The following is a 26539-nucleotide window of genomic DNA, read 5'->3' as shown; positions in this document are numbered from 1 at the left end:
GAACTGCCAGAGCGTATTCAATAGCTCTTGCTTACGAGGAGGCTATTATTATGAATGCAAACATCGCCGTTATTAATGGACATCCTGATTCCCGGAGCTATTGCCAGGCCTTGTCGGAGGCCTACAAGAAAGGAGCCATAGACAGTGGAGCAACTGTACGCGGCATTCATATCGGATCCTTGTCCTTCGACCCGAATTTGAGATTCGGCTATCATCAGAGGGTGGCACTGGAGGATGATCTCATTGAAGCGCAAGAAATCATCAAATGGGCGGATCATCTTGTATTCGTCTATCCCATCTGGTGGGGGTCGGTTCCGGCTTTAATGAAAGGATTCATCGATCGTACATTTTTGCCCGGCTTTGCCTTTCGGAGCCGCCCCAACTCCAGCCTGTGGGACAAATTGCTGGTCGGGAAATCCGCCCGCCTTATTGTCACTATGGACTCGCCCTCCTGGTATAACCGATTGATCTATAGACAAGCCGGACACCGTGTTATGAAACGTGCGACCTTGCAATATTGCGGCGTCAATCCCGTCAAAATTACTGAATTATGTCCAATCCGGAGCTCCACAGACAAGAAGCGCGAGCAGTGGCTGGAAGAGGTCGAAACGCTGGGCCGGAAGCGCTTGTAATCGCGCATATACATGAAACTGCTAGAAGGGCTCCGAAAAGTCCACTATCCAAAGGGTCAGTCCCAAATGATGTGAAAAGATGCCTTCAAACCACTAAAAAGTGGGTTTGGAAGCATCTTTTTCAATATCTATGGGGACTTTTAGTGGGGACTCTGAAATCATCAAACAATTTTCTGGATACCCCTTTCGCCAACTGTTTTGAAGGCAGCGTGACGAAGTAAGAAACCTGCGAATGTGCATGAATTTCGGTTACAAGACGCCATAAATGGTAATATTCCTGTGATCACGCATGAATTTTGGGGGAAATCGGCTGTTGAGGAGAAGCGAAGGTGAAATACCTGCACGCTGGCAGGCATTTCATCTTCATCGGGCCAGGAACGATCAATTAGATGCCGTTTCGCATGTTTCGCCTAGCTTGCAGCTCGCATCTCGCTTGTCTGGCGTTTGAATAAACTACCAAAAAGGATTTGCTGGCTCCCCCTCCATAGAGACGATTAGCTCTCCCTTTGCCGTTATGGTATCTTTATTGACGAAGCAAAAATCGCCAAAATTAGCGTAAACGATGAAAAAATCCGCCTTTTTTGAAAAATGGATTTCATTATTTCTGCAAACGATGTTATGATTTTATTTAGTTGATTAACGTTATTGCGCATATCTTTAGGAGGAATTACGGATGGAGTATATCAGTACAAGAGGAAATGTTGGCAGAATAGGATTTATTGACGCGTTCATGATGGGCCTTGGCGACGACGGCGGCCTGCTGGTCCCCCGCGAAATTCCGGTTGTATCGGCAGAAACGCTGCAGAAGTGGCAGGATCTGAGCTATCAGGAGCTGGTGCTTGCGATATTCGCGCTCTACACGAATGGGGAAATTCCCGAAGAGGACTTGCGGGAGCTTGTCTACGCCAGCTATGATACATTCCGCGATCCGGCAGTAACGCCGGTACGCAAGCTCAAGGATGATCTGTATCTGCTGGAGCTGTTCCATGGCCCTACCTTTGCCTTTAAGGATATCGCCCTGCAATTCATGGGCCAGCTATATACGTATGTAGCCGGGAAGCAGAACCGGAAGATTCATATTCTCGGCGCGACCTCGGGGGATACCGGAGCATCTGCCATTGAGGGTGTGAAGGGCAAGAAAGGAATTAAAATTTGCATTCTTCATCCGCATGGCAAAGTCAGCAAGGTACAGGAATTGCAAATGACAACCGTGCAAGAGGACAATGTGCTGAACTTGTCCGTTGACGGCAATTTCGACGATTGCCAGCGGATGATCAAGGAATTGTTCGCTGATCTCGACTTTAAGGCAAGCCATCATCTGGCTGCGATCAACTCGATCAATTTCGTGCGGATTATGGCACAGACCGTCTATTACTTCTATGCTTACTTCCAGGTTGCGAAGGAAACAGGTGCGAAAGAAGTCAGCTTCAGCGTACCGACTGGCAACTTCGGCGATATTTTTGCAGGCTATTTGGCCAAGCGGATGGGATTGCCGGTCGGCAAGCTTATTCTCGCCACGAATGAGAACAACATTCTGGAACGGTTCGTTCTGGAGGGCGTGTACAAGCCGGGAGATTTCCGCACGACATACAGCCCGTCGATGGATATTCAGGTAGCAAGCAATTTTGAGCGTTACCTGTACTATGTGCTCGGCGAGGATCCGGCGCAAATTCGCACACTGATGGAGCAGTTCAAGCAGACCGGGGAGATCTCTATAGCCGGCGACGCGCTGTCCAAGGTTCAGGAGGAATTCGGTGCACATGGCGTTCAAGGCCAGGAATGTCTAACTACGATCAAGCAGTATGAGGCGGCAACCGGTTATTTGCTTGATCCGCATTCTGCCTGCGGCGTAGCGGCCGCGGATAAATATAGCGGCGAGCGGACAATTACCGTGTCATTGGCCACCGCGCATCCTGCCAAATTCAACGAAGCAATCGAACTGGTTGGTATCGAGCAGCAGTTCCCGGAGCAAATTTCGGCGCTCTTCGAGAAGCCGCAGCGTCAGACTCGTGTTGACGGCTCGCTGCAGTCGATCGTTCGCGAGCTGGAAGCCTTTTATAGCTAAGAAAAGACAATAAGCGAGGGCTGCGGCCGGAGGAAATTCCTCTCTGCCCGCAGCCCTCGCTTTATTGTCTGTCCTTCCACATACCGCGCAGCCCTTCCAGTGCAGGCAGTCCCTCATTCTTCCTCCTTGATTGCAGCCTATTCTTTCATTATCTTGCTGTTACATTCGAAATTGCGTACAAACGCTCATTCGCAGGGTTATACTGTTCGTGCAGGCATGTGCTGCCGGATAACAGGCCATCAATGCTAATATATTCCCGGGAAGGAGAACAGGCTGAAGGATATGAAGCAGGAATACATGTACAAGTATCCCAAGACACTGCTGAATAAAGGAACCGGATTTCTGGCTGGCTACAGCCATTCGCTGAATCCATATACCGGCTGCTCGTTCGGCTGCTCTTACTGCTATGTTCGGCAGATGCCAGTTTCTATCTTCCGGAATGCACAATGGGGCACCTGGGTCGATATTAAGCAAGATGCCGCAGCCATCGTCCGCAAGGAGCTGCGAAGAGCCAAGGCCAAAGGTCCTGTTACGATCTTTATGTCCTCAAGCACCGATCCTTATCAGCCCATTGAGCATAAGGAACAAATCACACGCTCACTCCTTGAAGTTATGGTCAGCGATCCGCCCGACTTTCTGTTCGTGCAGACTCGAAGCCCCCTTGTCCGCAGAGATATTGATCTGCTGCTGCGCCTTGGAGATAAGGTGCGTGTGAGCATGACTGTGGAGACCGACCGGGAGGAGATTCGAAAGCATTTCTCGCCAGAGGCTCCGCCCATTCCTGCCAGGCTAAAGACGCTTCAGCTCCTGGCTGAAGCTGGTGTGCCCGTACAAGCAACAATCGCGCCCATGCTGCCGAGCAGCGAAGCCTTCCCGCAGCTGCTGCATGCAGCGGTCAATCGTGTTTGCCTGGATGATTATTTCATGGGAGACGGCAGCGGCGGCAAACGAACCCGCAATCTGGGCATTCAAGCTCTGTACAAGCAGCTGGGCTTGGAGGAATGGTATCATCCCTCCGCCTATCGCATCGTCTACGATCGGCTGAGACAGGTTTTCTCCGAGGATCAGATTTATGTAAGTCAAAAGGGCTTTGAGCCTTAATGGAGGCTGAAAAAACTCAAAAGGGGCTATCCCGAAAGTCCTTTTTGGAGATTTCAGCTCCCACTCGATCATCAGATTGTTGACCTACTCCTCGCCAGAGGACGATCCGTCATTCAAACGCCAAGACATGCGAGATCTGAACTGCAAGAGGCAAGAAGCGCGATGCGAGCTAGGCGAAACATGCTAAACCGCAGTTTTTATCTCATTTCTGACCCCATGAAGGTAAAATGCCTGCCAAAGGACAGGTATTTTACCTTCATTTTTCCTTAACGGCCGATTTTTGCTCAAATTCATGCATGATCGCAGGAATATTACCATTATGGCGTCTTGCAACCGAAATTCATGCACATTCGCAGGCTTCCTACTCCGTCACGCTGCCGTCTAACCACACTTGGAGAAGGGGAAAGGCAACGGTGCAAGCTCTCGGTTCGGCGGTTGAGTTGTTTGATGATTTCAGAGTCCCCCTATACAATAAAAAAGATGCTTTCAATCCCACTTTTCAGTTTCAGTGGTTTTGGAGGCATCTATTCACATCATTGGGGACTGGCTTATTGGCTATTGGACTTTTCAGACAGCCCCAATTATTTTAATTATTCCAAACTGAACAGCTTGCTCGTTGGCACTAGCAAATCCTTGAATAGAATATAAGCTCCCAGGAGCCCTCCCAGGTCAACCAATCTTGGTAGGTATGAGTTTTCTTCTCATCCGGATTTGACATGATGTTCGGCCTCCTTCTAATAACTTATAGACCTTTCAAATTGTATCATGTTCAAGCAGTGCGATGCTAATTTTGCCTCATTTATTGCAGCCGTCTGCCTCGTGTATATGAACAACAATTTTCCTCCCCCCTGAATTTATTTCCGCTTCATGCTGCGAATCAGCTTCTTCGTTTCCTGATCCACGCGGAGTGATTCTGTCACTTTTTGCAGCGCTTTGTTATAGGTGAAATCATCTAATGTGTTGCTTCTTAAATAGGCCATCGTTGGCTCAGGGAACTTAATATAGCAGATCGATACGGCCCAAGCGACCGCCATCTTCACATAGTATCCCTCATGCTTGATGCCATCCAGTAGCTGTAAGACGCTGCTAATATACGCTTCTTCAATATAGAAATGAAGGAGCATTACGACTCCGAACCGGATGTCGTATTCTCGACTGGATGATAGGCAGGGCTGCAAAAAGCTCCATACCTGCTCCATATTCGCCTTCGTGAACTTCAGCCCACTGCAAAAGCTGTCGCATACCGACCAATTATCAATCTTGGGTACAAACTGTGCCGTATATCGAAGGAGCTCCTCAATCTCGGCTTGAGCATAGCCGATAACCATTCCCTGCAGCATAACCTCTTCGAAATATTCACTTTCGGCCTGTTTCAGAAAGAGGCGCCAATCCTTCTTCGCGATTGCTTTAGCCAGCTTGCGCAGCTCTGGCAGCCGAACACCCATTATATTGTTAATGTTCGGGATCAGCGCCGCGGAAAACTTCCCATACTCCGCATCAGCCAAGCCCAGTAATTGTTCTCTCATCGTTTGTTCCATTTCGTGCCGCTCCTCGTCCAATTGAATACCTGCAGTCTTCAGGGTTATTCGAATGAGATTTCCCACAAGTAAATAGAAGCCACCGAACCGAATGGCGAATAACGGCGCCGATATTCGTCGAACTGTTTCTTCGTAATTGCAGGAAGACCATACAATTTCATCATTCCGCGGCGAATGGCTATATCCCCCCAGCTGACAATATCCGGTCGCTCCATAGTATTAATCAGCATCATTTCGGCTGTCCATCTTCCTATGCCATCTAATGTCATCAGCTTGGTTATAACCTCCGCATCGGTCAAGCTGCTCAGCTCCTCCAAACGAAAAGCGCCGTGGGCGATTGTGCCAGCGATGCGCTGAATACAAACCGCCTTTCTCATCGTCATGCCGCATCTTTGAATCGTGTCAGCCGGTTGCACCGCAAGGTTCGCAGGGGAAATATCTCCTAGCTGAATCTGCATCCGTTCCCAGATGGTATGGACTGCCTTGACAGAAATAAGCTGGCTGACAATTGCGTAGATAAGCGCCGTGAAGAGATCAGGAATGATGACTCGCTCGACTCTGCCCATCCGCTCCATCGCTGCTCCAAGCGTTTCATCCACACTTTTCAAGTAATCGAGCGCCTCTTGCCCGTATTCAAAATATTTGGTTGTTATGGTTGCCATGCGACCTTCCCCCAGCTTGATTGCTTCTCCTCTTACTATACAACACAGGATGCCATATGTACGGATCTCCGAATATAAGAGCAACATAACGAAAGTTCTTGCCCGCTTGCCGCCAAACAACCTATTGCCATATACGAACACTTCATCAGCATAACCCATCCCCAACTTCCATATGAATAGATACTGTACCACAATTATTGCACTTCAAAAGGGGGGGCAATCTCGTGCACCATACTGAGATTAAGGCGCTGGAACGAGCCATACATGAGATCACTGAAATCGCGCAAGGGTTCGGCCTCGAATTCTACCCGATGCGGTATGAAATCTGTCCCGCCGACATTATTTACACCTTCGGCGCATATGGAATGCCCACCCGGTTTAGCCACTGGAGCTTCGGAAAAACATTCCACAAAATGAAAATGCAATACGATTTTGGCCTGAGCAAAATCTATGAACTCGTCATCAATTCCAACCCCTGCTATGCATTTCTGCTAGACGGCAATTCTCTCATCCAGAACAAGCTGATCGTCGCCCACGTCCTGGCTCATTGTGATTTCTTCAAGAATAACGCCCGCTTCAGCGGCTCCAACCGCAATATGGTAGAGAGCATGTCTGCTACAGCAGAACGTGTCAGCCAGTACGAGATGATACACGGCACCGAAGCTGTGGAGCAATTCATCGACGCTGTGCTTGCCATACAAGAGCATGTTGACCCCACTTTGATCAAACCGTATCAGCTTGATAAAGCACGTTATATCGAGCTGTTGAACAAAGACAATAGCGCAGCCAAGACTGCACCGATGTCAGCCTATGAAGATCTGTGGTCCCTCGATCCTGATGCGCACGCTGCAGACAAGACCAAGCAAAGCAATGAAGCGAAGCGGTTCCCGGCCAAGCATGAGAAGGATATCGTCTGGTTTATTGAAGAGTATTCGCCTGTCCTGGAGGATTGGCAGCGGGATATTATGTCCATGCTTCGTGACGAGATGCTCTACTTCTGGCCGCAGATCGAGACCAAAATTATGAATGAAGGCTGGGCCTCCTACTGGCATCAGCGCATCATGCGCGAGCTTGATCTCACATCCGAGGAGACGATTGAATTCGCCAAGCTCAATTCCTCCGTCGTCCAGCCATCCAGGCATAGTCTCAACCCTTACTATCTGGGACTGAAAATTTTCGAGGATATCGAGCAGCGCTGGGATCATCCGACCAGGGAAGAACAGGATCGGCTTGGACGCAAACCCGGCTTGGGACGCGAGAAAATATTCGAGGTCAGAGAGATTGATTCCGACACCTCGTTTCTCCGGAATTATTTGACCAAGAAGCTGGTCGATGATCTCGATCTTTATATTTTCGAGAAGAAAGGCGCAGAGTGGAAAATAACAGATAAAGCGTGGGAGTCTGTCCGGGAGCAGCTTGTATACTCCAGAGTCAATGGCGGATTTCCAAGTATCGTCGTTGCAGATGGGGACTTCAACAAGTCGGGCGAGCTTTTTCTCCTGCATCAGTATGAAGAGGTCGAACTTGATCTCAAATATGTAGAGCGGACCCTTCCTCATGTCGTACAGTTGTGGGGCAAGACTGTTCATTTGGAGACAGTCGTCGAGGACAAACGAATCGTATTCAGCTGTGACGGCAAGAAAACAAGCCGCAAATTCATCTAAACATCTCCCATCCGAGTGCTCATCCTGCAATTGTAAGATATTGATGTAGATAAATAAGGGGGACTTCCCCCTATAATGAAGAGGTGAATGACAATGAAGAACGTACTTGTTGTCGTTGGAGCCGCTGTGATGTTGTCCCTTGTCACTATTTTATTTGGCCCAAACCGCTGGAAGACGATTATGACTGCAGCCGGCAATGAGATGGATGAATTACAGGATAAGCATGAATACTTAGGGCACAAAGGCATAAGAAGCCGGCTCCGTATAGAGGAAGAGGAAGAGATTCCCGCCATTATGACGCTCAATTACCTCACCGGAACGCCGAGTAACAAAAGTATGGCGCTATTGGTTCACGAGGAAGATCTGAACAAAGCTGTGGAAGCGCTTAACAAATATGAAGGCCTGCGGTATACAGCTCAGACACCGCTGCGCTAATAGAAGGCCTGACGGAATTGCTGCCGTCAGGCCTTCTATCGTCCGTTCGCCGCCGCGCCCGAACCCATGGGCGCAGGCGATTAACTATACCTTTTTAACATCCACCGTTACGTCCAGAATTGCATTGCTCATACCATGATAAACGCCTTTGACAGGGACGATATCTTTGTAATCCCGGCCATGGCCCAGCTTAACGTAACGCTCCCCGACAGGCCCATCATTGGTAGGATCGAATCCGCACCACCCGATGCCGGGCGCATAAGCCTCCACCCAAGCATGTGTCGCTTGCTCGAAATCCGCGCTTCCGCCCTGCAGATCACCCACAAAATGATAACCGCTGACATATCGGGCAGGTACCCCTCTAGCCCGGCAGGAGGCAATCATCAGGTGGGCAAAATCCTGACAGACACCTCGCCTGCGAACGAACATATCGCCAGCGACCGTTGTTACATCCGTAGCAGAGGGATCATACACGAACTCCGACCGTATTCGGCTGCACAGCTCTGTCAGCCAGTCGAACACGTTCCTATTCGAATCACCCGGTTCTGCTGCTGCCGGAGCAGTATCAACTCCCGCATAGGCAGCCACATCCGGCGTAATTACGGTGTAATCGGTCGGCAGCAGATACTCCGCAAACGCATTCCCCGCTTCATCACCTGCCAGCCAGCGCCATGCCTCCTGCGGGCTCATCCCATCCTCTCCAGCCTCCGGCATGACCGATTCTTTGGTCGCGACTGTCATCTGGGACGTAATCGTCAGTTTGCTATGGGCTTCATTAACTGCAAAGGCATGTACCCGATTGCCGAAATAATCCTCATAGCTGAAGAGCGAGGCATTCGGCTCAATATGAATCGCATGCTGGAAGCAGGATTGCTGCTCATTCGTGAACGGAGTAAGCCTCAATTCATTGACACTGTCCGAAACCGCTGCCCCGTAAGTATACTGTGTAATGTGTGTGATGCAGAGCCTCATGCGCTAACCTCCCCCATTCGAAAAAAGGTTTGTGCAAAAGCGATGCCAAGCTGCTGTGTAGATTGCAGCAAGTTTTTCGACACCCCCCTCTCCCGATCATGAGAGAGCTCATCAAGCTCCAGACAAGCAAGCTCCGCCTTCAGCTTGCCCGCATGACGTATGATGCGGTCATGGGCGGTGCGAAGCCCTTTGTCCAGCAGCTCAATCCCTCGCAGATGCTCATCCATCGTATGCAGCGCATAATGAACCGAGCGTGGAAATACGGTGCTCAGAATGAGGAATTCCACGATTGCATCGTGAGAGACACCGTCGGCATAGTAGCGCCGGAAAGCCTGATAGCCGCTCACAGACTTCAACACTGCCTGCAAATACGGATAGACCAGCTCTGCTTCCTCAACTCCGCTGCCGCCAGCGGCAGATCGCGGGCTAATGGACTGCATAATGCGCAGCGTGTTCTCTGTCCGCTCCAGATAGCGCCCGCATTCAATGAAATGCCACTCGTTCTCACGCGGCATAACCGACTGGCACACCCCCTGAAAGAGTGCCGTCCATTCCTTGATCCGGCCAAAAAATTGATGGGCAGACTCACGGGAAAAATCGATATGCCCCTTCTCTCTCAGCCACAAATAAAATCCGTTCGTAACATCCCACAGCTCGCTTGGCAGCTTCTCTCTAAGTGTGCGGACATTCCCTCTCGCATGGTTTACACAGACAACCAGTGAATTCGGATTGTCACGGTCAAGAGTTACATAATGAACGACATCGCTCTCGTTATAAGAGGCATACTGGCTCTCGTAAGCAGTCCGGCTGCCGAGCGCATCAACGATCCTTCCCCATTTACACAGCGCATCTGATCCACTATAGAGCTCCGGCTGCGTGGCTGCGTTCACATCCTCCGATTGCAGGTGATAATGCACATTGATAAGCCTGGCATGGTTCTCAGCCCGCTCCATATAACGGCCAATCCAGAATAATGCTTCCGCATTGCGATTAAGCATATTCATCCCTCCATTCGTAATATGCAACACCGCGTCATGCGCCGGAGATGGCGTGCAGCGCGGAAGTTGGTTAACGGTTTAACACCCATGTATCCTTGACACCGCCGCCCTGCGAGGAATTAACAACAAGCGAGCCCTCTGTCAGGGCAACTCTCGTCAGCCCGCCAGGTATAACATGCGTTTCACTGCCCGTCAGCACGAATGCGCGCAAATCAACATGCCGGGGAGTCATCACACCGTCAAGCATAACGGGAGAGCGGGAGAGCTTCATTGTCGTCTGGGCAATGTAGCGGCCGGGATCGCGGCGTATTGCATCCGCGAATGCGGCGATTTCCTTCCCGGTTGCCGCCGGTCCGATCAGCATCCCATAACCGCCGGATAACGAGGTTTCCTTCACGACCAGCTGCTCCAAATGCTCCAGCGCATATTCACGCTCCTCCTTGCGAGCCAGAATATAAGTCGGCACATTATGGAGGATCGGCTCCTCTGCCAAATAATAACGAATCATATCCGGAACATAGGCGTAGACCGCCTTGTCATCAGCCACTCCGGTCCCCGGTGCATTAGCGATCGCCACATTGCCTGCCCGATACGCATTCATGAGGCCAGGCACACCAAGCAGCGAATCAGGCTGGAAAGCGAGCGGATCGAGAAATTCATCGTCAAGACGGCGATAAATGACATCCACCTGTCTTAGGCCTCTAAGGTCTCGAAGATAGATTTTGTGATCCTTGTAGACGAGGTCACGCCCCTCAACCAGATGAATACCCATCTGCTGGGCCAGAAAGGTATGCTCATAATAGGCCGAGTTGTAGGCGCCTGGCGTCAGTAGCACAATGAAAGGATCACGCTTGCCAGATGGCGCCAAGCTTCGCAAGGAGCTTAGAAAAACATTCAAGCTTCGTTCAATATCAGCAACCCGGCTGGTGAGATACAAGTCCGGGAACAGCTCGCTCATCAGACTTCTGCCCTTGTAGAGATAGGAGAACCCCGATGGTGTCCGCAAATTATCCTCAAGCACATAATAGCGGCCCTTCTCATCGCGAATGAGATCAATGCCTGATGCGGTCATATAAACATCTTGCGGCACATGCAGCCCTGCCATCTCTGGCCTGAAATATTTATTGCCGATGATCATTTGCCTCGGAACGACGCCGTCCTTAATAATTCTTCCTTCGTGATAAATATCGCGGATGAAAGCATTCAGCGCCTTGACGCGCTGCTTCATCCCCCGCTCGATGGACTCCCACTCATGCCTTGGAATAATGCGGGGAATGTAATCGAAGGGAATCGTCCGCTCAAGCGGTTCGGATTGATTCTGCGCATACAGAGTGAAGGTTATCCCTTCCTCAAGCATACGCTGCTGAAGAGTTGCATGCTTGGCAGCAAGCTCATAGGGCTTCATTCGGCTGAACAGCCGGTGAACCCCCTCATAATGAGGCCGAACGGATCGTTCCCTGTCGAACATCTCATCATAGAAGGACGTTGAATCATAAGAACTGAATTGTGAATGTGCTGCCATGGACATGTCAACCGCCCCCAAAGCATAATGTCATAATAATGTCACTATTACGTTAGATAATGTTCGGAATTCAGCGCTTGTCTGGGTTGATTTCTGGATTATGTTACCTGAATCATACCGAATCACGATTTATATGTCAACTTATATAACATTAAAATCACAAAAAAAAGACCGATATTAATCGGCCTTGTCATTCTGATTAGCTGATGTCAATCTTAGCTCGTTCATAATCCCTTGAGATCATTCGTTACTTTCTCGATGGTGTGGACAAACGAAGCCAGCTCTTCCGATCTTGCCGCTTGATCTCTTGCTTGATTAGAGGTCTGCTGCGATTCATTGCGGACATGATTAACCTTCTTCTCAATCTGCTCCAATCGCTCCTGAATGCTCCCCATCGCTTCTCGCGATGAAGCCGCCAGCTTGCGCACCTCATTAGCAACGACCTCGAAGCCCCGGCCATGCTCTCCGGCGCGGGCAGCCTCTATCGCAGCATTCAAACCAAGCAGATGCGTCTGGTCAGAGATCCGTTTGATAAGAATACCTACCTCGCCTATGGAGTCCATATCCTCCTTCAACTCACCGAGCAGGCGATGCGAATTGTCCTGCGCTTCTGCCGTCAATACTGCCGAATCTGCAATGGAATGCGCGCTTTCATCCAGCTCAACGATCATCGCAGCCAGATCCTGCACAGCTTGCGTTACGGATTGCAGCACATGCTTGCGTTCATCCGCAAGCTTCCGCATCTCCTCCTGCTCCAGCTCCTCATAGGCTTCAAGCACAAGCTGTGAATCATAATTGAACATCTTCGCTATCGCATGAACTACAACTGCCCATTTATCCGGCAATATTTGACGGAAGATTTGGGTTGCGATATCCAGATAGATCATATAGGAACCCAAGTACCAGTCCGTCGTCAAGCCGATTCTGGAATGAACCGCTCCGACCCGAATCCGGTTTTGGATGAATGTCTCATCAATTCTCCCATCTGATAGCGACATCCAGTAGATGCGCATCGTCTCCTTCAATCTCTCAATCGTACTAAATCGGGAGATAATAGCATTAAGCTCCGGCTGTTGTCCAATACGAGCGTAGAATCGCTCAACTACCTCATGGCACACCTGGCTGAAAATTTCGCGGTGCTGCGCCAGAAGCATCAAGTCCTCTTCTGTAATACCCGTATAGTCAAGCTGCTTCCTGCGTTCTGTCGATATCTGAATCATGCTGTCTCCGCTCCCCTCAATTCCCATACTTAAAGAAGGCAATATAGAGACATTATCGACAAATTGCATAAGAACCTTTACCTTTTGTATGCAATTGTACGCAAACGTTCATAATCCAGCACCCATGTTCCGCATTGATACAATCCCGTTCTCCGCAGGCGCGATTCCACCTCACGCATTATATTGTCCCGCATCTCCACTTGCAGCGGCTTCATAATGCCATTAGCGAATGTGTCCAACCAGACACGGAGCCCCCTCTCCCCCATTGCGAGCGGAGTAGGACGAGCCACGCATAGTGCCGCCTGAATGTTGAAACCTGCCCGCTCCAGCACCGCTGAATATTCTCCTACAGTCGGAAAATACCACGGCCAGCTCAGCAGCTCACTCACACCCGCCGCCTGGAAAGACGCCTCAATCGCTTCCCGAACCAGAATGACATTGCGGGATGAACCAAACTCTGCAACCAGCCGACCGCCTGGGCGCAGACAGGAAGCCATGCCTGCAGCCGCCCCTTCAGCATCCGTCATCCAATGAAGCGCGGCATTGCTGAATACGCCATCATACTGCGCTTCACCTCTATACGTTTGCCCATCGGCTACTATGAAAGCAAGTCCAGGGTATTTGGCAACCGCTTGCGCGATCATCTCCGGCGAACCGTCAATGCCGGCAACGTCTGCCCCCAAGTCCGCGATCTCTTTCGCCAGATCGCCCGTCCCGCAGCCCCAATCCATAATCCGCTCTCCGGGCTTGACCTCCATCAATGTAATGAGACCTGCTCCCATCCTGGATACATAACTCATCGCTTCATCATAAGTTTCCGCTTGCCACTGCTGTACCATCCCTATCCCCTCCCTGAATGCTCATCCTGATAAGTCTAGTTATAGCACAGTCTATTTATATTAAAAAATATATAAATCCTATATGGTTTATAGTTTGAAACAATATGCCGGGCAATTCTCCCCCTCCCTTCGCCAGCAGCGATTGCATATTCCATAACGGCTGTGCCGGATTCCCGAATGAGATGATTCACCTTCTTCTGATTGGCAGCCGAGACCGTCGCATAGAACTGCTCCGTTCCTTCATTGTACTCATGGAAATACACCTTGCGATCCACCGCATCGAAGCGAACAGCTTTATCCATATTAATAATCGCGTTCCGGTCAATCAGCTCGAAGCCCATGTCTCCGAACAACCCTACCAGCTCACGTGTCGTCTGCGGGAAGCGATATGCGGCTCCATCCGCGGTCACAAACAGCGGCCCTTCCTTTCTCGGCACGATCATGCAGACCTCTTTGATATCCACCTCAGTTCTCTTGCCCGATGCATCCAACATATACATATCCGCCACCCCCATTGCCAGAGTCAGAGCGCCAATCCATACACGCCCATCCCCTGAATAAGAACTTATGTTCCTATTATATCCCTCTTCTCCTGCTATTTCTACACCTCTCCCCCCTGTGTCTCCTTCAATTCAGCCGAATGAATTTTACCTTCCAACTGCGCCACAGAAAAAGCGATGCCGCGAACACCTCCGTGTTCTGCAGCATCGCTCCATACAATCCCCAATTCAATTAACGGTTGAGCAAGCTTCCGACATAGCGAAGAAGTTCATTAGAGCAGACCGGGCAGTAGCCATGCTCATCCATCAGCCGCTTTGTCACCTCATTGATCCGCTTCAACTGCTTCTCGTCCGGCGTCTTGGTGGAGGTTGTAATCTTCACAATATCCTTCAAATCCGCGAACAGCTTCTTCTCGATCGCTTCACGCAGCCTTTCGTGGCTGGCGTATTCGAACTTCTTCCCTTTGCGCGAATACGAGGATATTCGGATCAATATCTCTTCCCGGAAAGCTTTCTTCGCATTCTCAGAAATACCGATCTGCTCCTCAATAGAGCGCATAAGCCTTTCATCCGGATCCATCTCCTCGCCAGTGAGCGGATCTTTGATCTTCGCCCAATTGCAGTACGATTCGATATTGTCCAAGTAATTCTCGAACAGTGTTCTGGCAGACTCCTCAAAGGAATAGACGAAAGCCTTCTGAATTTCCTTCTTCGCCAAGCCGTCGTATTCCTTGCGGGCGATGGATATGAAATTTAAGTATTTTTCACGCTCCTCCTTCGTAATGGAAGGATGCTGATCCAGTCCCTCCTTGAGCGCGCGAAGCACATCAAGCGCATTAATACATTGCAAATCCTGCTTGATCAGAGCACTGGAAATCCGGTTAATGACATACCTCGGATCAATGCCGGACATCCCTTCCTCAATATACTCGCTCTGCATCTCCTTCAGATCCGCTTCCTTATACCCCTCCACTTCCTCGCCATCATACATTCTCATCTTTTTCACCAGGTCCATGCCTTGCTTCTTCGTTTCCTTCAACCGCGTCAATATGGAGAATATGGCTGCAGCTCTGAGCGCATGCGGCGAAATATGAATATGCTTCATATCGCTTTGGCCAATCAGCTTCGTATAGATCTTCTCTTCTTCCGATACCTTCAAATTATAAGGAATCGGCATAACAATCATCCGCGACTGCAGCGCCTCATTCTTCTTGTTGCTTATAAAAGCTTTATATTCCGATTCATTCGTATGGGCAATAATGAGCTCATCCGCCGAGATCAGCGCGAATCTGCCTGCCTTAAAATTCCCCTCCTGCGTCAGCGAGAGCAAGTTCCACAGAAACTTCTCGTCGCATTTCAGCATCTCCTGAAACTCCATCAGCCCGCGATTCGCTTTGTTAAGCTCGCCGTCGAACCGGTAAGCCCGGGGATCTGACTCGGATCCAAACTCGGTTATTGTCGAGAAATCAATACTTCCGGTAAGATCGGCGATGTCTTGAGACTTGGGATCGGAAGGGCTGAAGGTCCCTATCCCGATACGGCTGTCTTCGGAGATCAACACCCGCTCCACCATCACATTCTCAATATTGCCGTCGTATTCCGTTCGCAGCCTCATCTGGCAGGATGGACATAAGTTGCCCTCTATTCGAACACCCAGCTCCTTCTCCGCTTCCGAACGCAGCTCATGCGGAATCAAGTGAAGCGGCTCCTCGTGCATGGGACAGCCTTTAATTGCGAATACCGCGCCCCGTTCTGTTCGCGAGAACTGTTCGAGTCCGCGTTTGAGCATTGTTACAATTGTTGATTTCCCCCCGCTGACCGGACCCATAAGCAGCAGAATCCGTTTGCGGACGTCGAGGCGGCGGGCCGCTGAATGAAAATATTCCTCCACCAGCTTCTCCACCGAACGATCCAGACCGAATATCTCCTGCTCAAAAAATTTGTATTTCTTCTGATCACCTTCCTCAGACACACCATAAGACTCGATCATTTCATAGACACGAGCATGCGCAGTCATAGCTGGAGCCGGATCTCTTTTCAACATTTCGATGTATTCCTTGAACGTGCCGGTCCACCCAAGCTTCTCGCTTTCCGCCTTGTACGCCGATATTCTTTTCAAAATGTCCATGCCGTACCTCCTCCCGATACTAGCAGCTTCCACGCAACGCATTGCCGTGCGGATAACCATCTATCAATCCATCCAGCGATGTTGCCCGATAAATTGTTGAAGTAATACATTTCTATGCGTGTTCGCACCGATAATTGCCCTATATTTTCGACTACATTTCCCCATAATCCGAGCTTGCCGCTTAAAATGCATTCACAGGCAAGCAAGATGTGCTCCGGATTTCCAGGACGGTCAACAGCCGCTTTAGAATATGATATACTTCACTAAGAAGGGAGCGCTTGCAGTGGCAGTCACGCACGAAACAGAGCTATATCAACCGATCAAGCAATATTTTGAAGCGCAGGGCTACGAGGTCAAGAGCGAAGTCATGCACTGCGATCTGGTGGCGATTCATCCCGTTAGTGGCGATACTATTCTTGTCGAGATGAAGAAGACCTTCACCCTGCCCTTGCTGCTTCAAGGTATCGAACGCCTTCGGCTAAGCGGTCAAGTGATGCTTGCAATCGAACGCAACCGGAAGAAAAGCGGCTCGCACAACCAGCGGTTCAGTGATCTCGCTGAGCTTTGCCGCATGCTTGGCCTTGGCCTGATGACGATTACCTTCTTCAAGACCAAATCCCCCGTCATCGAGCTGCTCTGCCAGCCGGGAGATCCACCGATTCGCGGACAACGACGACTGCGCCAATCCCGCTTATTGAATGAGTTTCGGGAGCGCAGCGGCGATTACAATATAGGCGGCAGCACGAGGCGCAAGCTGGTCACCGCCTACAGGGAGAAAGCACTTCGCATCGCATCGGCGCTGCATGCGCATGGACAATTATCACCCCGCAGAGCCGCAGAGCTGACGGGCGTTGTGCGCGCAGCCCATTTTCTACAGAAGGATTATTACGGCTGGTTCGAACGGATTGAGCGGGGTGTATACCGATTGCAGGCAAGTGGCGAGCTGGCTGTGGCGGAATATGCCGATGTTATTAATGGCTGGACCCAGCCCGCGCAAGCACTAGAGCATAAGGAGAGGAAATGATAGCAATGAGCTACACAGAAGAACAGCATTCCGGATACAAAGTAGTCGCCAAAGTCGAAGACATTACCAGTTTTCCTGCGGCAGTTGAGTTGGACAATGCCCCCTATTTCATCGTCGATACGACAAAAGCAAATGACGGGCAGTCTGTCTATAAGCTGGTTGCAGCAACATGTCCGCATATTGGCGGCGTTATGCGCCCACAAGGCGATGAATTGATCTGCCCGCTTCATTTCTGGTCGTTTGATATAGAGACAGGCGAATCAACGAATATTCCCGGCGAACAAGTATCATGCCAGCCTATCGTAGTTCACGATGGCCTGTTTACGATTGCGAACTCATAATTAACAAGCGGGAGAATCCATCATCACAGCATATGCCCGGCATTCCGCATGCCATCCATCCGCTCCAAAGCATCAGCGCAGGAATAGCGATCAGAAAAGAGGAGGATCCATCATTCAAACGCCGAGACATGAGGATGCAAGATGTGCGCGAGGTAAAACATGCGAAACGGCATTAATTTGCTGATTTCTGGCCCCATGAAGGTGAAATGCCTGCCAGCGTGCAGGTATTTCACCTTCGTCCCCCCTTATCGGCCGATTTTCCCCAAAATTCATGCGCGATCGCAGGAATTCTATCAGTAAGGCGTCTTCTAACCGAAATTCATGCCTATTCGCAGGCTTCTTACTCCGTCACGCTGCCTTCTAACCACACTTGGAGAAAGAGTTGACCAGAAAATTGTTGGATGATTTCAGCATCCCGCTAAGTCTCCCTATACAATGAAAAGCTGCCTCCAATCCACTTTGTAGTGGATTGGAGGCAGCCTTTCACATCATATTGGGACTGACTCATTGGATATTGGACTTATCAGACAGCCCGAACCTCCCCTTTCATCAGCGGGGATTTCAGCAGCATGCCAACATCAATCTTCTAGCACCGTGCCACGAACTCACTCACTGCCTCAGAGAAGCGCGCTATGCCAAGCTCCATTACATCTCCTTGCGTGTAAGTAAAGTTCAATCGGGCAGTATTGCGTTTCGGCTCTTCCGCGAAGAACGATGCACCCGGCACAAACGCTACACCTTTCGTAACCGCGCATCGAAGCAGCGCCTCTGCATCCAATCCTTCAGGCAGCTCCAGCCAAATAAACATGCCGCCTTGCGGCTCCACCCATGTAACATCCGGCAAGCTTTCACGCAGCAGCTTTTGCATATGCTGCATCCGTGCGCCATAGTTATCGGCAATCTTGCGAATATGCGCATCCAGCGGGAAGTGGCGAAGCAATTGATCCAATGTCTGCTGATCCAGCGAGCTGGAATGCAGATCAGCAGCCTGCTTCGCCTTGGCCACCATTGCAATGACACTGCGGTCACCCATCGCCCAGCCCGTCCGCAGCGCAGGAGCTACCGTCTTCGAGAAAGTGCTCGTATAGAGCACCCCGCCGACCTTTGCTTGCTCCGCCAAGGAGAATAAGGTTGGAAAATTTGCATGAATATCAAATTTAATTTCGCCGTAGGGGTCATCCTCCAGAATCGGCACACCATATCGTGCACATAGATCAAGCAGACCTTTACGCCGTTCCAGGCTCCAAACACGGCCCGTTGGGTTGCCGAAAGTCGGAACCACATAAACCATCCTTGGCTGATGCTCACGGATGAGCCGTTCCGCCTCCGACATGACCATGCCGTCCTTATCGCTTTCAACCGGAATGACGCGCAATCCACTGAAGCTGAACACTTGGAGACATGCCAGATAAGTCGGATTCTCTACTAATATAACATCTCCCGGCTCAGTCATAACCCGAATGATCAGATCAATCGCCTGCTGGGAGCCCGTCGTTAGAATCATTTCATCCGGCGCAACTGTCATTCCCTTCTCAGCCATTCGCTGGCACAGCTGCTCCCGCAGAGGCAAAAATCCTTCTGTCAGCCCATATTGCAGCGAGCCCTTGCCCTCTGTGAATACGCGGTCGGCAGCTTCACGAACCGCTTGTATAGGAAATAACTCTTCCGCAGGCAGACCGCCCGCGAACGAAATAATCTCTTTCCCTTGCGTCAGCTTCAAAATATCCCGAACAACTGACGATTGAAGACCTTCTACCCGTCTCGAAAACCGATATTCCACCTAACGTTCGCCTCCTCTATTCCATATGACATATTTTACGCTCAAATGGGCGAAGGGGCAACCGTATGCCTTATAATTCCCCTGCGCAAGAAATCCATCCGGAACGTAACAACTTGTTCACAACTTTGCGCATTTTCTTTTTTATCGCTCTTGGGTATAATGAAGAAGTGTATGGGAGGTGTGTAGAATGACAATTAACTTTCTAATCATAACAACTGTGACCGTACTGTTCCTGGTCGCTATTCTCACTTCGTCCTATAATGACGACAAGACCAAGGGACTTTAATCATCGCAAAAAAAAGCTTCCGGCGATTCAACATCGCTGGAAGCTTTTTTTCGCGTCATACGAACATTAACGACGCAGTTGATACATATCGGCCATACATTCCGAACAAAGATAACGCTCTTTAAATTCACTTACTTCATTTATTGAGCCACAAAACACACAACGCGGACGGTAACGCTCCAAAATGATATGGTCACCCTGGACAAGAATCTCCACGGGGTCGCCTTCATTCATCTGATATCTTTTGCGCAGCGATTTGGGCAATACAATACGGCCCAGCTGATCGACTTTACGCACTACTCCTGCTGGTTTCAACCACTTCACCTCTCCTGTGTCTAATATATGCAAGTCAGATACGAAACCATTGCACGTATATGTTTCGCTAGGTAGATTCATTTTCCTGCCCAAACTTTAGATTTTCTTAATATCCTGCAATAATGATTGCAATTAAGGCAGATCCCCTCTCTGGCGTCATCATAAACTTAACCTGTGCCTTCCATAGTTCAATACCGTATATACCCGCAACATTAAACCTTGAAACAGGAGCCTTGAAAGCTATTCCAATCCGGCAAAATCAGTCTGTCGCAGCGCTTCATAGATCACGATGGCAGCAGAATTAGACAGGTTGAGCGACCTGACCTTATCCGTCATCGGCAGCCGGATGCAAGTATCGGCATGCGCATCCAATATTTCCTGCGGAAGCCCCTTCGTCTCTTTTCCAAACACGAAGAAATCACCGTCCCGATACGAATGCTCGGAATATCTCTTCGACGAGCGTGTGCTTGCACAGAAGAAACGGCTTTCGGGATATAATTGACGCACCTCTTGGAACGAATCATGGTAATGGATGTTAACCGCATACCAATAATCCAGGCCCGCCCGTTTGAGCGTTCGATCATCCGTATTGAAACCTAGCGGGCGAACCAGATGCAGATGGGTTCCCGTTGCTGCGCAAGTACGTGCGATATTGCCTGTATTCGCGGGTATTTCCGGTTCGACGAGCACAATATGTAAAGCCATAATCCGCTGCACCTCTTTCTATTCCATTTATCTTAGATTGCATTACAAATCATAACAATTTAACACAGGTTTAACGTTACCTTAATCTAATGAAAAATGTTGCTTGCCATAATGAAAGCATTATCAGACAAAAAGGAGAACAGGAACGATGAAAAAGAAAATTTTAGTAGTCGATGACGAGCCTTCCATCTCCATGCTCATAGAGTTCAACTTAAAGTTGGCTGGGTACGACGTCCGCTGTGTCCATGATGGAGAGGCTGTTTTTGATATGCTGAAGCCCTTCCGTCCCGACCTCATAGTACTTGATCTTATGCTGCCCAAGATGGACGGCATACAAGTGTGCCGCGAGCTGCGCAAGCAGAATAATGCCGTGCCGATCATTATGCTGACAGCCCTGCAGGATGTAACGGACAGGATCGCCGGACTCGATAATGGCGCTGACGATTATATGACGAAGCCATTCTCCCCGCAAGAGCTGCTCTCACGGATTCAAGCGATCTTCAGGCGCACGCAATCGCTGCCGGGCAACAGCGACAATATCGTCCATGATATCGGACGACTCAGCGTCTTCACCGAGCAGCGCGAAGTTAGAATCGATGGCCGGGAGGTAGAGCTCACCCCTAAGGAGTTCGAGCTGCTGCTATTCCTTTGCCGTCACCGCGGCAAAGTGCTGAGCCGCCAGCAGCTGCTGCACGGCGTATGGGATTATCATTTCCTCGGCGATACACGAATCGTTGATGTGCATATCAGCCATCTAAGGGACAAGATCGAGCGCAATGCGCGGACACCGGAATATATTATGACTGTTCGCAATGTCGGCTACAAGCTGACCGGACCGGCGGCAGCCGATTCCTCACTTGCCTGAACAACTTCTTCGAAAGCATTAACCAATCATCGCTATACCACACAGAAGACCGCCTTTCCTTCATTATTGAAGGGAAAGCGGTCTTCTACCTTGATTTTAGAAACTAATTGCCGGATTAACCGTTGCGTTTCTGGAAGTCAGCCATGAATTCTGCAAGCGCCTTGCAGCTTTCAAGCGGAACCGCATTATAAGTGGAAGCACGCAAGCCGCCCACACTGCGATGTCCTTTCAAACCAACAAATCCTTGCGCCTCAGATTCCTTAACGAACAGCTTCTCCAGCTCTTCGCTGTGAATTCTGAACGTAATGTTCATGGTCGAACGGCTCGAAGGATCTGCAAAGCCACGGTAAAAGCCGCCGCTTCCATCGATGAGGTCATAGATCAGATTAGTTTTGTCACGGTTATATTGCTCTACCGCTGCCACGCCGCCTTTGGATCTCACCCATTGCAGCATCTGACCGACCAGATAGATCGCGAAGGATGGCGGTGTATTGTAAAGCGAATTATTCTTCACATGCGTATCATAACGAAGCATCGTTGGGATCGTCTTAGGGCTCTCCGATACTAGATCTTCACGCGCGATCACGATCGTCACGCCTGAAGGACCAAGATTCTTCTGGGCGCCAGCGTAGATAAGGCCGAATTTGCTAATATCGACCGGACGGCTCAGAATGTCGCTGGACATATCGCTAATCAGCGTTACATCGCCTGCATTAGGGAACTCCTTATATTGCGTTCCTTCAATAGTCTCGTTGGAGGTGAAGTGAAGGTAAGCGGCATTATCCGGAATTTGAATATCGCTCAAGCTCGGGATACGGTTGAACTTGTCGGCTTCCGAAGAGCCTGCTATAGCAGTTTCACCGATCAATTTTGCTTCTTTAAGCGCTTTGTCCGCCCAGCTGCCAGTCATCACATACGCTCCAACCTTGCCTGGTGTCAGCAGGTTCATCGGAATCATTGCGAATTGCGTACTTGCTCCGCCTTGCAGAAACAACACCTTATAATTGTTCGGAATTTGGAACAATTCCGTTAGAAGTGCTTGTGACTCATTGTTCACTTTTTCAAAGATGCTGCTGCGGTGGGACATCTCCATAATCGACATTCCCGCACCTTCGAAATCGACAAATTCCTCTTGCGCCTTCTGTAATACTTCCAATGGAAGTGCAGCAGGCCCTGCATTAAAGTTGAATGCACGTTTCGTCACAATCACTCACTCCAGTCTTCTATTTACATATGGATATGATAGCAATTTTAGAGGATTGCATCAAGTAAAAAAGTCGAACACTTACAACTTTAACAAAACAAAATATTCGGCTTTTAGACGACTTGTTCACAATTTAGCCTGATATCCGCTCAAGAATACGCAACGATCAGCAAAAAGCGTGTGGTATAACCGGACTCCCGAGCCACGCGCCGAGCACTGCGCACGGTGAAGAAGTAATCTCAGCAAATGAAAAGCGAGCTCCCGAGAAGGGAACTCGCTTGGTTGTTGTATGAATGAAGAAATGATTAGCAGTCGAAGTACAGGCCGTACTCGTAAGGATGAACACGGATTGAAACAGCTTTTGCTTCTTGACGTTTAACAGCAACATAGTTCTGAATGAACTCTTCGGAGAATACATCGCCTTCAGTCAAGAATTCGAAGTCAGCTTCCAAAGCGTCAAGCGCTTCGTCAAGCGTACCTGGTACCGAACGAATTTCTTTCTTCTCTTCGTCGGACAATTCATAGATATTTTTGTCGAATGGACCGTAGCCAAGAGCCGTTGGATCCAATTTTTTCTTGATACCATCAAGGCCTGCAAGCAGCATTGCTGCGAAGCAGAGGTAAGGGTTAGCTGTGGAGTCCGGCGTACGGAACTCAATGCGGCAGCCCTTAGGCGTAACAGCAGCTACTGGAATACGAACAGCAGCGGAACGGTTACCTTTGGAGAATACGAGGTTAACCGGTGCTTCGTAACCAGGCACGAGACGTTTGAACGAGTTCGTGGACGGGTTCGTCAAAGCGATCAAAGCTGGAGCATGGTGCAAAATACCACCGATATAGTGCATTGCAAGCTCACTCAGGTTAGCGTAAGCGCCTTTGTCGTAGAACAATGGAGTGTCGCCATTGAAGATCGACGAGTGAACGTGCATACCGCTACCATTGTCGCCGAAAAGCGGCTTAGGCATGAATGTTGCAACTTTGCCGTATTGACGGGCAACATTGTGGATGATGTATTTGTATTTCAACAGGTTGTCAGCTGTTTTAGTCAACGTGTCGAAACGGAAGTTGATTTCTGCTTGACCAGCTGTAGCAACCTCATGGTGATGACGCTCTACGCGAAGGCCAGTTTCTTGCATCAGGCGAACCATTTCACTGCGGATATCTTGTTGGGAGTCGATTGGAGCTACTGGAACGTAACCGCCTTTAACGCCAACTTTGAAACCAAGGTTGCCGCCTTCTTCCTTGCGTCCTGTATTCCAAGCCGCTTCTTCGGAATCAACCGAGAAGAAAGAAGAATTCATCGTGCTATCATAACGAACATCGTCGAAAATGAAGAATTCGGACTCAGGAGCGAAGAATGCTGCCGTACCGATACCGGACTTTTGCAGGTATTCTTCAGCTTTTTGAGCGATGCTGCGTGGGTCGCGTCCATAACGCTCGCCATCTGGCGTGTGAATGTTGCACATTATGTTGAGAGTCGGGTGATCCGTGAAAGGATCGATGAACACCGATTCAGTATCCGGCATCATAACCATGTCGGACTCTTCAATTCCGCGGAAACCTACGATCGAGGAACCGTCGAATGCTACACCGTTAACGAAAGTGTCTGCGTCGACTTCTGTCGAAGGAAGAGTAATGTGGTGCGCGCGACCCGCGAGGTCTACAAAGCGAAAATCTACGAACTGGATGTTGTTTTCTTGGATTGTGTTTAAAACGTTACTAACTGACATTGATTTATTTCCTCCATTTCCGAACGTTTGCGAAGTATTGAACAGTTATTGTTCAAGTTTTGCACTAAACTATGTCGTTATTATAAAATTCCGGCTCATAAATCGTCAATAGTTATGTCAGGTATTTTTTAAGAGAGTTGTTAGGTATCTTTACATATTTGAAGAAATCATGAACATTGCTCCATTCTGAATGCCAAAAAGAGCCACAGCCCTTGCTTGCAAGGGACTGCGGCTCCATTCATGTCAGGTTTAAAATTATAGAAATTCTGCTTATTTGACCCATGTGGCAAACTGCTCGGCATGCTCCTTAGGTGTATCAAAACGTTTGCCCACCAATGCTCCAAGCTGTTCAAGCTCCTTCAGCAAATTGGCGAATTGATCAGGGAATAGGGATTGTACGCCATCTCCAGTCATGGAGTTATCAGGATCTGTATGCATTTCGATGATAAGTCCGTTCGCTCCTGCTGCCACCGATGCCTTGGCCATCGGCTCAACAAGCTCGCGCCGTCCCGTTCCATGGCTAGGGTCGGATATAACCGGAAGATGGCTCAATTGCTGGAGAACCGGAATTGCCGCCAAGTCCAGCGTGTTGCGCGTGTAAGTCTCGAAGGTACGAATGCCGCGCTCGCACAACATAACGTTCGGATTTCCGCCTGCGAGAATATATTCCGCCGCATTAAGGAATTCATCATACGTAGCGCTGAATCCACGCTTGAGCAGTACGGGCGTCTTAATCGTTCCGAGCTTGCGAAGCAAGTCGAAGTTCTGCATATTGCGCGTGCCCACCTGCAAGATGTCGGCGTACTCTGCACACACATCAACGTATTCCGGTGTCATGACTTCTGTAATCGTCAGCAGTCCGTGCTTCTTGCCCGCTTCCGCCATCATAACCAGACCTTCTACACCAATACCTTGGAAGCTGTAAGGTCCCGTCCGCGGCTTGAATGCTCCACCGCGCAGTACTTGACCGCCGGCAGCTTTCACCAGACGAGCGATCTCATCGATTTGCTCTGGCGACTCCACTGCACATGGCCCACCCATAATAACAAGATGCTCTCCGCCCATCTTCACACCTTTGACTTCGATAACCGTATCATCAGGATGGAAATCACGGCTGGCCAATTTGTAGGACTTCGATATTTTGATTACATTCTCCACGCCCTTCAATTGGCGCAGATGCTCAGCCAGCGTTGGCTCAGCCTTGCCGATGATGCCGATAACGGTCCGATCCGTTCCCCTTGATACATGGGCCTGTACACCTGTTCTCTCGATCTGTTCAACGATTTCATCAATTCTTTCATCCGTAATGTTGCTGTTTGTAATGACAATCATGGTCAGCACTCCTCTTCCTTATCCGTTTTTCTTTCGCACTTCTACGCTTTCATGCTTTTGTGCTGCTTTGCTTTTATGCTTTGTGGCTTTTATGCTTTTAATCACTAAAGTAAATATACATAAAAAATCCGCCCTCGTCAAGAGAGCGGATCTAAGAAAATTATTCCACAATTGACCTTGCTTCAACATGCACTCGCCGCCTGCGCTTCTCTCTTCTTTTCTCAGCCATATAATGAATGCCGTATCTAACGGGAAAATAGAACAGAAAGCCAAGCAGCACCCCATCGATCATGCCGCCGACGATGAGCTTCAAATTAACAAGCAGCATATGATCCAGCCAATTCGGAGCGAACGGGATATGGGGCTCCAGCTTATCAGACAGCACCCAGCCTCCGACCATCGTGTTGATGAAAGCCACAGGAATATAAATAAGCTTGCCGACAACAAATCCAATCAACGCCCCTGCCAAGCTGGCGCGGAGCCAATAGACGAGCGGGAATATAAGGAAGAACGCAAGTCCATAAGTCGGCAGGGTGAACATCTCAATGGCGATGCCAATCGCGAATCCTAGTGCAACAAAGGATGGGCCTCCGGGCGCTCTCATTAATTCCGTATATTTAAGCTTCAGCCAGCGCTTCATTGAGCGCGGCTTCCTCTTGCTGTTCATAAGAGATCTCCTCA

General features: G+C 49.6%; 24 protein-coding genes. 8 read left to right on the top strand and 16 right to left on the bottom strand.

What is annotated here, in order from left to right; all coding sequences use genetic code 11:
• Positions 1-50: 50 nt before the first annotated feature.
• The 3 genes from K0T92_RS07830 to K0T92_RS07820 all read left to right on the top strand — a co-directional run bounded on the left by K0T92_RS07830 (position 51) and on the right by K0T92_RS07820 (position 3798).
• Positions 51-632, top strand: coding sequence for an NAD(P)H-dependent oxidoreductase (locus K0T92_RS07830; RefSeq protein WP_219871871.1), 582 nt, complete (start codon positions 51-53; stop codon positions 630-632).
• 673 nt (positions 633-1305) lie between these two features.
• Entirely contained in the window at positions 1306-2697 is a 1392-nt protein-coding gene (thrC, locus tag K0T92_RS07825) for a threonine synthase (protein WP_219871870.1), read from the top strand.
• 282 nt (positions 2698-2979) lie between these two features.
• On the top strand, positions 2980-3798 hold the full coding sequence (locus K0T92_RS07820; protein ID WP_219871869.1) for an SPL family radical SAM protein: 819 nt from the start codon (positions 2980-2982) through the stop codon (positions 3796-3798).
• Positions 3799-4652: 854 nt separating this feature from the next.
• Here K0T92_RS07820 and K0T92_RS07815 read toward each other — a convergent pair.
• Both K0T92_RS07815 and K0T92_RS07810 read right to left on the bottom strand, forming a co-directional pair.
• Positions 4653-5336, bottom strand: coding sequence for a DNA alkylation repair protein (locus K0T92_RS07815; RefSeq protein WP_219871868.1), 684 nt, complete (start codon positions 5334-5336; stop codon positions 4653-4655).
• Positions 5337-5380: 44 nt separating this feature from the next.
• On the bottom strand, positions 5381-5998 hold the full coding sequence (locus K0T92_RS07810) for a DNA-3-methyladenine glycosylase family protein (RefSeq protein WP_219871867.1): 618 nt from the start codon (positions 5996-5998) through the stop codon (positions 5381-5383).
• Between the two features lie 224 nt (positions 5999-6222).
• On the opposite strand from K0T92_RS07810, the gene K0T92_RS07805 reads away from it, so the two are divergent.
• Positions 6223-7662 (top strand): SpoVR family protein, encoded by a 1440-nt coding sequence (locus K0T92_RS07805; RefSeq protein ID WP_219871866.1) that lies wholly within the window; start codon positions 6223-6225, stop codon positions 7660-7662.
• 93 nt (positions 7663-7755) lie between these two features.
• Positions 7756-8097, top strand: a complete 342-nt coding sequence (locus K0T92_RS07800; protein WP_219871865.1) for a hypothetical protein — start codon at positions 7756-7758, stop codon at positions 8095-8097.
• Between the two features lie 84 nt (positions 8098-8181).
• Here K0T92_RS07800 and K0T92_RS07795 read toward each other — a convergent pair whose 3' ends face one another.
• The 7 genes from K0T92_RS07795 to K0T92_RS07765 all read right to left on the bottom strand — a co-directional run bounded on the left by K0T92_RS07795 (position 8182) and on the right by K0T92_RS07765 (position 16276).
• Positions 8182-9069: a transglutaminase family protein gene (locus K0T92_RS07795; protein ID WP_219871864.1), complete on the bottom strand. Its 888-nt coding sequence runs from the start codon at positions 9067-9069 to the stop codon at positions 8182-8184.
• Complete coding sequence (locus K0T92_RS07790) at positions 9066-10067, bottom strand: alpha-E domain-containing protein (RefSeq protein WP_219871863.1); 1002 nt, start codon at positions 10065-10067, stop codon at positions 9066-9068. The genes K0T92_RS07795 and K0T92_RS07790 overlap by 4 nt, the downstream gene beginning before the upstream one ends.
• 70 nt (positions 10068-10137) lie before the next feature.
• On the bottom strand, positions 10138-11595 hold the full coding sequence (locus K0T92_RS07785; protein WP_219871862.1) for a circularly permuted type 2 ATP-grasp protein: 1458 nt from the start codon (positions 11593-11595) through the stop codon (positions 10138-10140).
• A gap of 218 nt (positions 11596-11813) precedes the next feature.
• Positions 11814-12809, bottom strand: a complete 996-nt coding sequence (locus K0T92_RS07780; RefSeq protein WP_219871861.1) for a globin-coupled sensor protein — start codon at positions 12807-12809, stop codon at positions 11814-11816.
• Between the two features lie 77 nt (positions 12810-12886).
• On the bottom strand, positions 12887-13648 hold the full coding sequence (locus K0T92_RS07775; RefSeq protein WP_219871860.1) for a class I SAM-dependent methyltransferase: 762 nt from the start codon (positions 13646-13648) through the stop codon (positions 12887-12889).
• 35 nt (positions 13649-13683) lie between these two features.
• Entirely contained in the window at positions 13684-14148 is a 465-nt protein-coding gene (locus tag K0T92_RS07770; RefSeq protein ID WP_219871859.1) for a hypothetical protein, read from the bottom strand.
• 232 nt (positions 14149-14380) lie between these two features.
• On the bottom strand, positions 14381-16276 hold the full coding sequence (locus tag K0T92_RS07765; RefSeq protein ID WP_219871858.1) for a PrkA family serine protein kinase: 1896 nt from the start codon (positions 16274-16276) through the stop codon (positions 14381-14383).
• Between the two features lie 283 nt (positions 16277-16559).
• Between K0T92_RS07765 and K0T92_RS07760 the strand changes: the two genes are divergently transcribed.
• Both K0T92_RS07760 and K0T92_RS07755 read left to right on the top strand, forming a co-directional pair.
• Positions 16560-17300 carry a DUF2161 domain-containing phosphodiesterase gene (locus K0T92_RS07760; RefSeq protein ID WP_219871857.1) on the top strand — a complete coding sequence of 247 codons (741 nt, stop codon included), beginning with the start codon at positions 16560-16562 and terminating at the stop codon, positions 17298-17300.
• Positions 17301-17305: 5 nt separating this feature from the next.
• Entirely contained in the window at positions 17306-17641 is a 336-nt protein-coding gene (locus tag K0T92_RS07755; protein WP_219871856.1) for a Rieske (2Fe-2S) protein, read from the top strand.
• A 586-nt stretch (positions 17642-18227) separates the two neighbouring features.
• Here K0T92_RS07755 and K0T92_RS07750 read toward each other — a convergent pair.
• From K0T92_RS07750 to trmL, 3 genes are all read right to left on the bottom strand, one after another.
• Complete coding sequence (locus tag K0T92_RS07750) at positions 18228-19421, bottom strand: aminotransferase-like domain-containing protein (RefSeq protein ID WP_219871855.1); 1194 nt, start codon at positions 19419-19421, stop codon at positions 18228-18230.
• 352 nt (positions 19422-19773) lie between these two features.
• Positions 19774-20022: an AbrB/MazE/SpoVT family DNA-binding domain-containing protein gene (locus K0T92_RS07745; protein ID WP_219871854.1), complete on the bottom strand. Its 249-nt coding sequence runs from the start codon at positions 20020-20022 to the stop codon at positions 19774-19776.
• A gap of 240 nt (positions 20023-20262) precedes the next feature.
• Positions 20263-20727, bottom strand: coding sequence for a tRNA (uridine(34)/cytosine(34)/5-carboxymethylaminomethyluridine(34)-2'-O)-methyltransferase TrmL (trmL, locus tag K0T92_RS07740; protein ID WP_219871853.1), 465 nt, complete (start codon positions 20725-20727; stop codon positions 20263-20265).
• A 148-nt stretch (positions 20728-20875) separates the two neighbouring features.
• On the opposite strand from trmL, the gene K0T92_RS07735 reads away from it, so the two are divergent.
• On the top strand, positions 20876-21592 hold the full coding sequence (locus tag K0T92_RS07735) for a response regulator transcription factor (RefSeq protein WP_219871852.1): 717 nt from the start codon (positions 20876-20878) through the stop codon (positions 21590-21592).
• A 115-nt stretch (positions 21593-21707) separates the two neighbouring features.
• On the opposite strand, the gene serC is transcribed toward K0T92_RS07735, so the two are convergent.
• The 4 genes from serC to K0T92_RS07715 form a co-directional block, all read right to left on the bottom strand.
• Positions 21708-22796: a 3-phosphoserine/phosphohydroxythreonine transaminase gene (serC, locus tag K0T92_RS07730; protein ID WP_219871851.1), complete on the bottom strand. Its 1089-nt coding sequence runs from the start codon at positions 22794-22796 to the stop codon at positions 21708-21710.
• A 305-nt stretch (positions 22797-23101) separates the two neighbouring features.
• Positions 23102-24526 carry a type I glutamate--ammonia ligase gene (glnA, locus tag K0T92_RS07725; protein WP_219871850.1) on the bottom strand — a complete coding sequence of 475 codons (1425 nt, stop codon included), beginning with the start codon at positions 24524-24526 and terminating at the stop codon, positions 23102-23104.
• A 270-nt stretch (positions 24527-24796) separates the two neighbouring features.
• Positions 24797-25858, bottom strand: coding sequence for a 3-deoxy-7-phosphoheptulonate synthase (gene aroF, locus K0T92_RS07720; RefSeq protein ID WP_219871849.1), 1062 nt, complete (start codon positions 25856-25858; stop codon positions 24797-24799).
• A 160-nt stretch (positions 25859-26018) separates the two neighbouring features.
• A complete protein-coding gene (locus tag K0T92_RS07715; protein WP_246627956.1) occupies positions 26019-26525 on the bottom strand; it encodes a DUF2062 domain-containing protein in 507 nt (168 codons plus the stop codon).
• Positions 26526-26539 lie beyond the last annotated feature (14 nt).

The sequence above is a fragment of the Paenibacillus oenotherae genome, assembly GCF_019443105.1.
GTDB lineage: Bacteria > Bacillota > Bacilli > Paenibacillales > Paenibacillaceae > Paenibacillus_Z > Paenibacillus_Z oenotherae.
This window is presented reverse-complemented; position numbering and strand designations above follow the sequence as displayed.

Coding starts and splice junctions, on each gene's coding strand:
- K0T92_RS07830 (WP_219871871.1), top strand. CDS start 51: ATGAATGCAAACATCGCCGTTATTAATGGACATCCTGATTCCCGGAGC.
- thrC (WP_219871870.1), top strand. CDS start 1,306: ATGGAGTATATCAGTACAAGAGGAAATGTTGGCAGAATAGGATTTATT.
- K0T92_RS07820 (WP_219871869.1), top strand. CDS start 2,980: ATGAAGCAGGAATACATGTACAAGTATCCCAAGACACTGCTGAATAAA.
- K0T92_RS07815 (WP_219871868.1), bottom strand. CDS start 5,336: ATGGAACAAACGATGAGAGAACAATTACTGGGCTTGGCTGATGCGGAG.
- K0T92_RS07810 (WP_219871867.1), bottom strand. CDS start 5,998: ATGGCAACCATAACAACCAAATATTTTGAATACGGGCAAGAGGCGCTC.
- K0T92_RS07800 (WP_219871865.1), top strand. CDS start 7,756: ATGAAGAACGTACTTGTTGTCGTTGGAGCCGCTGTGATGTTGTCCCTT.
- K0T92_RS07795 (WP_219871864.1), bottom strand. CDS start 9,069: ATGAGGCTCTGCATCACACACATTACACAGTATACTTACGGGGCAGCG.
- K0T92_RS07790 (WP_219871863.1), bottom strand. CDS start 10,067: ATGCTTAATCGCAATGCGGAAGCATTATTCTGGATTGGCCGTTATATG.
- K0T92_RS07785 (WP_219871862.1), bottom strand. CDS start 11,595: ATGTCCATGGCAGCACATTCACAATTCAGTTCTTATGATTCAACGTCC.
- K0T92_RS07780 (WP_219871861.1), bottom strand. CDS start 12,809: ATGATTCAGATATCGACAGAACGCAGGAAGCAGCTTGACTATACGGGT.
- K0T92_RS07775 (WP_219871860.1), bottom strand. CDS start 13,648: ATGGTACAGCAGTGGCAAGCGGAAACTTATGATGAAGCGATGAGTTAT.
- K0T92_RS07770 (WP_219871859.1), bottom strand. CDS start 14,148: ATGTATATGTTGGATGCATCGGGCAAGAGAACTGAGGTGGATATCAAA.
- K0T92_RS07765 (WP_219871858.1), bottom strand. CDS start 16,276: ATGGACATTTTGAAAAGAATATCGGCGTACAAGGCGGAAAGCGAGAAG.
- K0T92_RS07755 (WP_219871856.1), top strand. CDS start 17,306: ATGAGCTACACAGAAGAACAGCATTCCGGATACAAAGTAGTCGCCAAA.
- trmL (WP_219871853.1), bottom strand. CDS start 20,727: ATGGCTTTACATATTGTGCTCGTCGAACCGGAAATACCCGCGAATACA.
- K0T92_RS07735 (WP_219871852.1), top strand. CDS start 20,876: ATGAAAAAGAAAATTTTAGTAGTCGATGACGAGCCTTCCATCTCCATG.
- glnA (WP_219871850.1), bottom strand. CDS start 24,526: ATGTCAGTTAGTAACGTTTTAAACACAATCCAAGAAAACAACATCCAG.
- aroF (WP_219871849.1), bottom strand. CDS start 25,858: ATGATTGTCATTACAAACAGCAACATTACGGATGAAAGAATTGATGAA.
- K0T92_RS07715 (WP_246627956.1), bottom strand. CDS start 26,525: ATGAACAGCAAGAGGAAGCCGCGCTCAATGAAGCGCTGGCTGAAGCTT.